Genomic DNA, 11,080 nt, shown 5'->3' with positions numbered 1-11,080 from the left:
CGCGTGAGGATACTACACCAACTGGTCTCGCTGATGATCGCGGTCGCCGTTCCCACGGCGATCATCTGGACGAGCGGCGAGACCGGATTTGAGTTCATCGTGCTGGGGGCGGCTTTTGGTTTCGCTTACTGGTACTGGGGCCCGACAGGCGCTCCGCTTTGATGTGAGGACATAAACGTGGGCAAGGTTACAGGTTTTCTGGAGATCGACCGGCAGGTGGGCAAGTATCAGCCCGCATCGGATCGTATTCGCCATTTCCGCGAATTCACCATTCCGATGTCGGATGCCGAGGTGCAGAAGCAGGCGGCGCGCTGCATGGATTGCGGCATTCCCTACTGTCATGGCCCGACGGGCTGTCCCGTGCACAACCAGATCCCCGACTGGAACGATCTGGTCTATAACAACAATTGGGAAGAGGCGATCCGCAACCTCCATTCCACCAACAACTTCCCGGAATTTACCGGCCGCGTCTGTCCCGCGCCTTGTGAGGAGGCGTGCACGCTGAACCTTGAGGATGCGCCGGTCGCCATCAAGACCGTCGAGCAGGCGATTGCCGACAAGGCCTACGAGCTGGGCTTCATCGTGCCGAAGCCGGCGACGATCCACACCGGCAGACGAGTCGCCATCATCGGTTCCGGTCCTTCGGGCATGGCGGCGGCGCAGCAACTCGGCCGCGCCGGCCACGAGGTTCATGTCTATGAGCGCGAATCCAAGCCCGGCGGCCTGTTGCGTTACGGCATCCCGGACTTCAAGATGGAGAAGAACTTCATCGACCGCCGTGTCGAACAGATCAAGGGTGAAGGCGTCACCTTCCATTGCGGCGTCAATGTCGGCGTCGATGTGACGGTCGAGGCGCTTCTGGCCGACCACGATGCCGTGCTTTATTGCGGCGGCTCGGAAACCCCGCGCCCGGCTGGTATCGGCGGCGCCGATCTGCATGGCGTTTACGATGCCATGCCTTACCTCGTGCAGCAGAACCGCCGCGTCGGTCGCGAAAATATCGACAGCGTCGGCTGGCCGGCCGATCCTATTCTTGCCGGCGGCAAGCATGTCGTCGTTGTCGGCGGTGGCGATACCGCATCCGACTGCGTTGGCACGGCTTTCCGTCAGGGTGCGGTGAAGGTCACGCAGCTCGACATCCGCCCGATGCCGCCGGAAAAGGAAGACAAGCTGGCGGTCTGGCCCTTCTGGGCAACCAAGATGCGCACCTCGTCCTCGCAGGCCGAAGGCGCCATCCGCGAGTTCCAGGTGGCAACGCTCGAATTCGTCGGCGAAGACGGCGTATTGACCGGCGTGAAATGCTGCCAGGTGGATGACCGCCGCAAGCCGATTGCCGGCACGGAATTTATCATCAAGGCCGATCTCGCCTTCATCGCCATCGGCTTTTCCGGTCCCTTCACGGACAGCGTGCTGAAGGAAATGGACGGCAAGCTGACGCTCAACACCGACCGTCGCGGCTCCACCAATGTGATCGCCAACGAAACGGACTACAAAACCTCGGTCGACAAGCTGTGGGCGGCGGGCGACGTGCGCCGTGGCCAGTCGCTGGTGGTCTGGGCGATCCGCGAAGGCCGCCAGGCGGCGCGTGCGATCGATGAAGCGCTGATGGGTGCGACCGTTCTTCCGCGCTAAGCACCGACGGCAATACGAGCCGGAAAGGCCTGTTGCAGACGCAACAGGCCTTTTCTTTTGGCTGTGAAAATGACGGCTTCTTCTTCAGCAATAGGGAAGGGTGATACGGAAGCAGGCGCCACCGGTGGAAGCATCGCTGATGGTAATCTCCCCGCCGTGATAACGGACGATTTCCTGCACGAGGTTGAGCCCGAGCCCGGTGCCGCGATCTTTCGGCCGCAGGCGGTGGAAGGCATCGAAAACCAGTTCCCGGTCCTCCTCGGGAATACCATTGCCTTCGTCGGCTATCTCTATCACCCGGTTTGCCGCCACCCTTATCGTGATCGTGCCGCAATTGCCGCCATGTTCTATGGCGTTTTGCACGATGTTCATCAGGGCGCGCTGCAACGAAGCGTCGTCGGCAAGGGCGAGGATAGGCTCTTCCTCCGGTTCGAAGGACAGCGCATATCCCCGTGATATGGCGAGCGGGGCCATATCGGCAACGACCGATCTGCACAGGTTGACAAGATCAAGGGGGACCAGAGGGGCCTTCTGCCCGCCAAGGCGCTGCAAATCGAGCAATTGTTCGGCCAGCACGGCGATACGGCTTGCATCCGCCAATATTCTGCTGCGGGCCGGGCCGTCCAGCAAGGTTTCCACCCGGGTCTGGAGAATGGCGACGGGGGTTCGCAATTCATGGGCGGCATCGAGAATGAAGCGCTTGTGCCGTTCGTAGCCATCGTCCAGCCGCTTCAACGCGCCGTTGACAGCATGCACGAGCGGCTGCACCTCCCGTGGAATATCGCCATCCGGCAATCGGTATCCGCGCCTGTCGATATCGATGGTTTCCGCCGTTCGGGCAATGGTGGAAAGGGCGCGAAATTCCCTGCGGATGATCCAGGGGATGGTCACGACCGTCACGATGGACATGAGAATGAGGACAGGCATGATCAATATGTTCGAGAACAACAGAACGGGGAAGGTCATGCTGAACGGCCCGCCTTTGCCGATCATGACGAATTCTCCCGCCGGTCCCGAAGCGCGGCGAACGACGGCGATGCGCACCACGGCGAGGTAGGAATAGGACAGCGCCGCGTCGCGCACGTCGGAGACCCTGATGTCGCTCAGCTGCTGATCCATGTTGCTGAATGCCTCGGGCACCTGCCCGCCCTGCACGATCTCACCTTTTTCGCTGACCGCGACGAACCAGAAATCGGAGGTATTGCTGCGCAGGTTGATGAATTCGGGCGTTTCTTTGAGAACCAGCCGATTGTCCTCATTCCGTATGATCGCGTTGGCGGTTATCTTGGCCGCCTCCGGGCTGAGCAGCGCGCTGCCTGCGCCGCCGCTCGACATATAGGTGACAATGGCGGCGGTGACGAAGAACAGGCTGCCGATCTGGAACAGCAGCAGTTGAATGGTGAGCCGGCGCTTGAGCGATTTTCTTCTGGCCAGCTTCACGAGGTTGCCCTCAGCAGGTAACCGACGCCGCGAATGCCGTGGACCTCAAGGCCCGCATCCGCGGCCGCCAATTTGCGGCGCAAGCGGGAAATATGGGAATCGAGCGCATTGGACTGGATCTCATCGTCGAAATTATAAACGGCTTCCTCGAGCAATGAGCGCAGCACCGTTCTGCCCTGTCGCCGCAACAGGGCCTCGAGGATCAGCAGTTCGCGTCTGGTCAGCGGAAGAAATTCGCCCTTGATACGCACTTCGCGGGTTTCGAAGCAGAATTCCAGCCTGCCCAGTTTTGCCGTCATCGTCACGGCGCCGGCCGGCCGGCGCATCAGGGCGCGAATGCGTGCAAGCAGTTCCTCGACGGCAAATGGCTTGGCCAGATAATCGTCCGCACCGAGGTTCAGGCCATTCACGCGATCCACAAGCGCGCCCTGCGCCGTCAGCACGATAACGGGCGGGGTGACGGGCAGGAGCCGCAAATCTTCAATAAGCCGGATGCCGTCACCATCCGGCAATTGCCGGTCGAGTACGACAAGATCGTGAACGCCGTCCATGATGGCGTGACGGGCAAGATCGAGCGTGCCGACCGTATCCACGATAATATCGAACCGGTGGAGCGCGGCGGACAGGGCTGCTGCCATTTCGCGTTCGTCTTCAACAAGCAGCAGGCGCATGAATTCATCTCGGTATTGTCCGGCGTACCTTCCGGAAAGGGGCGCGGCGAAAGGCAAAAAACCGACGGCGCCGCTGACGCTACGGACAAGCGAGGCGTCGCCGTCAAATAGATGTCGCCATGCAAAAAGGGGAGTGGGGATGGTGGATGGCCAACCCCGCATTCCTGCAAAGCTGTACCTATCCTGTCATGTGCGGATTGCCTAAACATTACGCCCGCTGCGGGGCGGTCAGGCCGCTGCGAAAGCGTCTATTGTTTTGCCTGTGTGGTATCGGGCGCCACACGATAGTCATCGATGCGGCCTGCCGGTGCATCGGCCATCTCGCCCCGCTTGGTCAACCTTTCGCGTGGCGATTCCACCACAGATACGCGTGTCGGTCCGGCGGCCAAAGGGGCATCGCCCAGCAGCTTGTCGCCGCCATCGAGATTGGGATCGGTGAGGCTGATAGGCTGGGTACGTACCTGCCCGGCATCGATGCCGAGTGCGGGCAGGGAGGTGAGCGCCGGCAGATTGCTGCCGTCCAGTTTCACGAGGTCCGGCCCGGCGCTATCGAGGTGCCTGCGCACGAATTTTTCGACGTAAAATGCAAGCTTGCGTTTGCCGGCCTGGGTCATGCCGATGCCATCAGCCTCGCGCAGGCGCGCCTGCTGGCCGTTCATGTCGTAACCGGTGATGACGAATTTTCCCGCCTCATCGACGAAACCGTCCCAGACGTCGACGAATTCGCCGCCATATTTCTCGACATGGCTGCGATAAAGCCGGTTGAAACCGACAAGATCGGCCGAAAGCGACGACGACTGGAAGGCGGGCAGGCCAACCCACAAGAGCGGCACCTTTTGGCGCTCGGCAAGGGCCAGAAGCTCGTCGATCCGCCTCTCATATTCCTTGAACCAGACCTCCGTGCCGAATTTTTCCCTGATATCGCCGATCTGCATCTGCTGGCGATCGTTCGATCCCATCATGATGACGATGGTGGCCGGTTTGGTCTCGCTGATGAATTGCGGCAGGTTGGTGAACCAGTCGTAATAATCGGTACGGACGAGGCCGGAAGAACCATTTGCACGCACATCGACGGCGATTGCAGGCGAACTGGCGAAGGCATTGACCAGTTCTTCACCCATGCCGCCGGCGAGAAAATCGCCGATGACCAGAACGCGCCGCGCATTTTCAAGCTTGGCGGCAGGCTCCGGCTTTGCGGTCCGCATCTGCACAACCGAGGGCGCTTTTCTGGCGGGTTGCGGGCGGGTGACCGATCTTTCACGCGGAGCAGACGGAAAATCGCGGCGGTTGCGGGGCTGGTATTCGCGCCCGGATCCGCCATCGCGGCCCACCGGTCTGCCGAAGAGCATTTCAAACAGGGTGCGCCGTTGCTCCTGGGCGAAGCTTTCGGAAGGAACGAGCGGCACGGTAAGGACAGCGGAAAGAAGGACGGCGCAGAAACGCCAGCCGGTTCTTCCGTTCTTCGCCGCAGGTTTCCTACTCATGACATCAACCTTTCCGGATGCATCGGCGGCGCTCACGCCGCCGCCGAATTCACCGGCACATTATCAATTGCGCAAGGCTCTCAGCAACCGCTGCGACGGCTGGCCGTCGGTTTCCATACCCATGCGCGACTGGATGGCGCTGATGGCTGCTTTCGACCCGGAGCCGAAGTTCCCATCCACCTCGCCGTCATAATAGCCGAGCTCCTTCATGCGGGTCTGCAGCTCGAATTTTTCACGAATGTCCAGCGTCCCATCGGGGCGCGGCCATTTCTGCTGCATGCCGCCATAACCGGCGATCTCATCCGCAAGCAGGCCGACGGCGAGCGCATAGCTGTCGGAGGCGTTGTATTTCTTGATGGTGAAGAAGTTCTTCATCATCAGGAAGCCGGGGCCGTTTGCTCCGCCCTGCAATTTCAGCATGGCGCGATCGGAACCGCGCGTGAAGTTCTTGCCGTTCGGGCGGGCAAAGCCGAGCTTCGTCCATTCCGCAATGGTCTTCGTCTGCCCTTCATAACGGGCGCCGCCACGCGGAACGGCGGTTTCATAACCCCAGGTCCGGCCGGGCTCCCAGCCGTTCTTGGAAAGAAGATTGGCTGCGGTTGCCAGCGCGTCCGGAACCGAGTGCCAGATGTCGCGCTTGCCGTTGCCATCCGCATCCACCGCATAAAGCAGGTAGCTGGTGGGAATGAACTGGGTATGACCCATCGCGCCCGCCCAGGAGCCTGTCAGCTGTTTCGGCGTGACATCGCCCGCCTGGAGAATCTTCAGAGCGGCGATCAATTGCGTGCGCGCGAATTTGGCGCGTTTGGGATCGGAATAGGCGAGCGTTGCCAGCGCCTGCGGGATGTTGTGCAGACGTTCGGGTTTTTCGAGAACCGCGCCGTAATTCGATTCCATCGACCAGATGGCGAGAATGATGTGCTTGTCGACATTGAAGTTACGCTCGATCCAGTTGAGGGTCGTCGCGTGCTTCATCTTCATCTCGCGGCCGATCCGCACCGTGTACGGATTGACGCGGGAATCGAGATAATCCCAGATCTGCGTGGTGAATTCCGGCTGGAAGGTGGCCTTGCGCAGCGCGTCGGGATCCGGCTCACTGACACCGGCAAAGGCCTTCTGATAGGTCGCCTTGCTAATGCCTTCTTTCGCGGCTGTTGCATAGAACTGGTTGATCCACTGACGGAATCCCTGATCGGCGCGGGCCGAAACGGGCGCCAGCGAGATTGCCAGGCCTGCAACCACCATGCAGCCGAATTTGCGGACATCTGAAAGGATCATCTTTGTCATCGTCTGTCTTTCGTTCTCTCGAATGTCATTTCGATTGCGAAAACGCATCGGGCGTCATCATGGATAACAAAAGAACGTCAACAAATTCTTTACCATTAATAGATGGTAGCGTCACCCTTTACAAAACGTTGTTATTTTTGAAATAACAACAGCGTGCGGGGATTGTGATCAAGTTTTATCTCTCAGGAGGGATATGTGGTAGAACAGAAGAAAATTCGGAAGGCCGTATTTCCGGTCGCAGGTCTCGGCACGCGTTTCCTGCCCGCAACCAAGGCGGTTCCGAAAGAAATGCTCACCGTCGTCGACAAGCCGGTCATTCAATACGTCGTCGATGAGGCGGCGGAAGCGGGCATTGAGCATTTTGTATTTGTCACCGGCCGCGGCAAGGCGGTGATCGAAGATTATTTTGATATTCAATTTGAACTTGAACAGATGCTGCGCGAGCGCAACAAGAATGCCGAGCTGACATTGCTGGCCGGCCTTCTGCCCAAGGCGGGCACCGCGAGCTTCACGCGCCAGCAGGTGCCGCTCGGTCTTGGCCATGCGGTCTGGTGCGCCCGTGATATCGTCGGTGACGAGCCTTTCGCCGTGCTCTTGCCCGATATGATCATGCATTCGCAGAAAAGCTGCCTCAAGGGCATGGTCGAACTTTATGACCAGACCCAGGGCAACGTTATCGCGGTGCAGGAATGCGCTCCCGACCAGACGCATAAATACGGCATCGTCGGTGTTGGCGACACCGTGGGCGAAGGTTTCAAGATCACTGAAATGGTCGAAAAGCCTGCCAAGGGTACGGCGCCGTCGAATTTCTACATCAACGGCCGTTATATTCTTCAGCCCGAGATTTTCGACATTCTCGAAAATCAGGAGCGTGGCGCCGGCAACGAAATCCAGCTGACGGACGGCATGCTGACGCTCGCCAAGTCGCAGGAATTCTCCGGCTATCATTTCCGTGGCCAGACCTTCGATTGCGGCGCCAAGGATGGTTTCATTCTTGCCAACGTCGCCTTCGCGCTGGAGCGTGGCGATATTCGCCCTGCGATCGAAGAGCCGATCAAGGCTCTGATCGACGGGTTGAAATAATCCACCAGAACAGAAACGGGATCCCGGCCTCAGCGCCGGGATTTCTTTTTGGCCGAAGCCTATCGCTTGAGGACAAGTCCTGCGCCGACGCGCAGCTCACTGCTGTCGTAAACCGGTGTCCACTGGTAGCTGACGTCCGCCGTCAGGTCGAGATAGCGGTTCAGCCCCCAGGTCAGGCCGGCGCCTGCGGTATATTCCACGGCGTTTTCCATGTCGGAAGAGGGGAATGTGCGATGCACGATCTGCCCCGTCAGGCGGGCAACGAGGTTGCTGCGCAATTCGTGGGTCAGGCCGGCATCCAGCCGATAGGAAATCCAGCCACCCTGCGGTCCGCCGGCAAAGTCCTCTATCGTCGTGCGCAGGCCAAGATTGACATTCGTGCCGCGCTGGGGTGACCAGTTGAGTTCGCCATCCAGCGTCAATGCGCCGATCGAGGCGAGGCGATCGTCGTCATATTGCTTGCGCAGATAGCCGATGGCGGCCTCGCCGCGGGTCTTCTCGCCAAGATCGACTTCCGCGCCGACCTTCGCCCCATAGGCATTGGAGGAGCGGGCATAGCCCGAATTGTCGAGACGCCTGTCATATTTGGTCGTCCCGGCATTCAGTTCGAGGAAGGGGATGAGCGCCGGCGACAATTCGTAGCCGATGCGTCCGCGCAGGTTCGCGCCGTTCTGGTCGCGGTCACTGAGGCTGATCGGCCGGCCGTCGACGCCTTTCGCATCCGTATAGACCGTGCGCGAGAGATCGAGCGCCGCCAGGCCGCGCAGCTTGCCGAAATCCCGCTCTATCGATGCGCTGGTGGTGAAGCGGTGTTCGCCGCCCTGCACGGCAGCGCCGGTGAGAGCATTGGGGTCAGTCGTGTCCTCGCGGCTGAATTCATAACCGGCCTTGAGATTGGCCGTCGTTTCTTTACCGAGATCAAGGCGCAGATCGGCCTCTATCCTTGCCCGGGGTTCTTCACCGTCCTTGTCGCTACCGAAGTTCCTCTCCCAGGCGCCGTCGCCCGTCACCGTCAAAGCGTGACGGGACCAGTCGCTGGTGAGCGTACCGCGTATGCCTGTCGTCAGATAATTGCGTCTGGAAGGACCGCCGGTATTCGTCTGCTTTTCCGTATTGATCGTCTGGCTGATCGAAGGCCGCAGCAGGAATGTGCCGAGCCGGATGCCGGGCGTCTGGCCGGGTTCGGTCGCTATCCGTGGATTTTCGCCACCGTCCACCGTCGGCTCATAGGGGTTTTCGGCCTCGGCATAGGGTTGGCCCGCTTCGTCCTGCTGTTCGTAAATCGGATCGCCGGGATTGTTGGACGGACGCCAGAGTTGCGGTGCGGGCGTGGGTGTAGCTGTGGCAGGGACAGTGCCAGTGCTCACCCCACTGTCCGTCGCCGGCGTGGGTGAAGCTGCTCCGTCGACGGCAGAAGCGCTGCCCGGCAAGACTGGTATGGCTGTCGTTGCAGTCTGCGCGAAGGTGTTTCCCTGGGGGTAAAAAATCGTGCAGGCGAGCAGCAGGGTTGCTGCTTTCCGCGACGTCGGCAGACGTGTGGCGGTGCCCTTCACGTTCATTCCTTTTCACCCGGCGAGTTTGGCCGATGCCGGATCGAAGGGCCACCAAGACATCTCCTCAGGCCCGATGAGTGACAGGCCGATGAAATGACGTGAAGAAACCAGGGACCAGACAGGCGACGCAAGTTTTAACATCGCTTTAACAATAGGTTTTTTATGGTTAACAGTTGATAAAGATCGCCGGGATTTCAGTGTTATGGCAGGCGAGGGAAAAGCAGCGACATCCATCGCTGAATCGGGCGGCTCGATTTCACTCACCTCGATTACTGGAGAAGAATAGTCATAAATGCAAAAAAATTCTAATATGAGAAGATTAAAACGTTTCAATTTGGCACGGAATCGCCCTATAGTTTATGAGGGCTGATCTTCTATTGCTCAGCAAGTGGTATTGAATTTTATTTTGTGTGACAGCGTCGTTTCATGAATCCCGTTTTGAACACCAAGCAGGTCGGTTTTTATTGTTGGGATATTACCAATGACCGTTTCTATCTAGACGAAGTATGTGCTGAACTCTTCGGGATTCCGCTTCGGGAAGCGATGCAGGGCATCAGCATTTTTCAGATGCTTGAAAAAGTGGACCTCGATCATCGAAACCATGTGATCGAAACGGCGTTGACCACGCTCAAGGCCGCGAGTTTTTATAATCAGGAATATGCCGTGCGCCGCAGCGACGGCTCGGTCTCATGGGTAAGGACGCTCGGGCGATATCTGGTCGACGAGGAAAACATCCCTTTCAAGCGGCTTGGAACGATGGAGGAGATTTCTCCGCCGGACCGGCGTCATTGATGACATGTCGTTGGACTGAAACCGTCGAACATTTTCGGACGACATCGACTAAAACCCCGCGCCGACGGGCTGGAGAGTGGACTTATTCCGGCTGAAAGAGTAACAGTCGGCCATGATTACGCGCGCCGTCAAACTGGTCGAAGACAATGCCATCGAATCCGCCGTGCGGACGATTTCGATGGAGCGGGCTGGCCTTGCCGCCCTTGAGGATGCTTTGAGGAACGGTCTTTCAGACCCCTTCTGCAAGGCGATCGAGACCATCGGCCAGTCGAATGGCCGTCTCATCATTACCGGGGTCGGTAAAAGCGGCCACATAGGCGCGAAGCTTGCCGCCACCTTCGCCTCCACCGGAACGCCTGCCTTTTTTGTGCATGCGGCGGAGGCCAATCACGGCGATCTGGGCATGATCGGCGGCGATGATGTGGTGCTGGCCATTTCCAAGGGCGGCGAAAGCGCCGAACTGCGCAGCATCATCAACTATTCGCGCCGTTTCTCCATTCCGTTGATCGCGCTCACCTGCTCGGAAAATTCATCGCTGGCACAGGCTTCCGATATCGTGCTGCTGGTTCCCAATGAGCAGGAAGCCTGCCCGCTCGGCCTTGCGCCCACGACCTCTACGTTGATGCAGCTTGCGCTGGGCGATGCCCTTGCCGTTGCGCTGCTGGAGGCGCGCAATTTCACCGCGGGCGATTTCAAGGTGTTTCATCCCGGCGGCAAGCTGGGGGCGAGCCTGACGCTGGTCAGCGATATCATGCATACCGGCGATCGTGTGCCGCTGGTCAACAAGGGAACGGCCATGCCGGAAGCGGTCGGGGTTCTCTCCCGCAAGCATTTCGGCTGTGTCGGCATTCTGGACGAGGATGGCCGCCTGTGCGGCATCGTCACCGAAGGCGATATGGCACGAAACCTGTCGCGCAACCTCGCCGAGATGACGGTCGACGACATCATGACCCGCACGCCGAAGACCGTCAAAAAATCGGTGCTGGCGACCAGCGCGCTGGCAACGCTGGAAAAATTCCACATTGGCGCGCTGATTGTCATCGATGACGACAACCGGCCCATCGGGCTGGTGCATTTCCACGATCTCTTGAGAATTGGCGTGGCTTGAAGCCACCGCCGATCCTGAAAAAGCTGGTCT

The 11,080-nt window shown here is 59.3% G+C and carries 11 protein-coding genes; 5 read left to right on the top strand and 6 right to left on the bottom strand.

From position 1 onward, the window contains the following. Positions 1 to 3 precede the first annotated feature (3 nt). Both FGF54_RS27335 and FGF54_RS19120 read left to right on the top strand, forming a co-directional pair. Positions 4 to 162 carry a hypothetical protein gene (locus FGF54_RS27335; RefSeq protein WP_168208140.1) on the top strand — a complete coding sequence of 53 codons (159 nt, stop codon included), beginning with the start codon at positions 4 to 6 and terminating at the stop codon, positions 160 to 162. Positions 163 to 177: 15 nt separating this feature from the next. Beyond that, the gene (locus tag FGF54_RS19120; protein ID WP_127755537.1) at positions 178 to 1,632 is read left to right on the top strand and encodes a glutamate synthase subunit beta; all 1,455 of its coding nucleotides are present in this window, start codon (positions 178 to 180) and stop codon (positions 1,630 to 1,632) included. A gap of 84 nt (positions 1,633 to 1,716) precedes the next feature. Here FGF54_RS19120 and FGF54_RS19115 read toward each other — a convergent pair whose 3' ends face one another. The 4 genes from FGF54_RS19115 to FGF54_RS19100 all read right to left on the bottom strand — a co-directional run bounded on the left by FGF54_RS19115 (position 1,717) and on the right by FGF54_RS19100 (position 6,514). Continuing rightward, positions 1,717 to 3,072: a HAMP domain-containing sensor histidine kinase gene (locus FGF54_RS19115; RefSeq protein WP_142780771.1), complete on the bottom strand. Its 1,356-nt coding sequence runs from the start codon at positions 3,070 to 3,072 to the stop codon at positions 1,717 to 1,719. Then, positions 3,069 to 3,743, bottom strand: coding sequence for a response regulator transcription factor (locus tag FGF54_RS19110; protein WP_142780770.1), 675 nt, complete (start codon positions 3,741 to 3,743; stop codon positions 3,069 to 3,071). Before FGF54_RS19110 ends, FGF54_RS19115 begins: the two co-directional genes overlap by 4 nt. Positions 3,744 to 3,991: 248 nt before the next feature. Further along, a complete protein-coding gene (locus FGF54_RS19105; protein WP_142780769.1) occupies positions 3,992 to 5,227 on the bottom strand; it encodes an SGNH family hydrolase in 1,236 nt (411 codons plus the stop codon). A gap of 63 nt (positions 5,228 to 5,290) precedes the next feature. After that, on the bottom strand, positions 5,291 to 6,514 hold the full coding sequence (locus tag FGF54_RS19100) for a lytic murein transglycosylase (protein WP_003519550.1): 1,224 nt from the start codon (positions 6,512 to 6,514) through the stop codon (positions 5,291 to 5,293). Between the two features lie 195 nt (positions 6,515 to 6,709). Between FGF54_RS19100 and galU the strand changes: the two genes are divergently transcribed. After that, a complete protein-coding gene (gene galU, locus FGF54_RS19095; RefSeq protein WP_142780768.1) occupies positions 6,710 to 7,597 on the top strand; it encodes a UTP--glucose-1-phosphate uridylyltransferase GalU in 888 nt (295 codons plus the stop codon). A gap of 59 nt (positions 7,598 to 7,656) precedes the next feature. On the opposite strand, the gene uppP is transcribed toward galU, so the two are convergent. Continuing rightward, complete coding sequence (uppP, locus tag FGF54_RS19090) at positions 7,657 to 9,156, bottom strand: polysaccharide biosynthesis protein UppP (RefSeq protein ID WP_142780767.1); 1,500 nt, start codon at positions 9,154 to 9,156, stop codon at positions 7,657 to 7,659. 6 nt (positions 9,157 to 9,162) lie between these two features. Next, positions 9,163 to 9,414, bottom strand: a complete 252-nt coding sequence (locus tag FGF54_RS19085; RefSeq protein ID WP_168208189.1) for a hypothetical protein — start codon at positions 9,412 to 9,414, stop codon at positions 9,163 to 9,165. Positions 9,415 to 9,576: 162 nt separating this feature from the next. Between FGF54_RS19085 and FGF54_RS19080 the strand changes: the two genes are divergently transcribed. Both FGF54_RS19080 and FGF54_RS19075 read left to right on the top strand, forming a co-directional pair. Continuing rightward, on the top strand, positions 9,577 to 9,942 hold the full coding sequence (locus FGF54_RS19080; RefSeq protein ID WP_142780765.1) for a PAS domain-containing protein: 366 nt from the start codon (positions 9,577 to 9,579) through the stop codon (positions 9,940 to 9,942). A gap of 112 nt (positions 9,943 to 10,054) precedes the next feature. Continuing rightward, positions 10,055 to 11,050, top strand: a complete 996-nt coding sequence (locus FGF54_RS19075) for an SIS domain-containing protein (protein ID WP_003519544.1) — start codon at positions 10,055 to 10,057, stop codon at positions 11,048 to 11,050. Positions 11,051 to 11,080: the final 30 nt, after the last annotated feature.

It is taken from the genome of Agrobacterium sp. T29 (assembly GCF_006970545.1).
GTDB classification, from domain to species: Bacteria; Pseudomonadota; Alphaproteobacteria; order Rhizobiales; family Rhizobiaceae; genus Agrobacterium; species Agrobacterium leguminum.
This window is presented reverse-complemented; position numbering and strand designations above follow the sequence as displayed.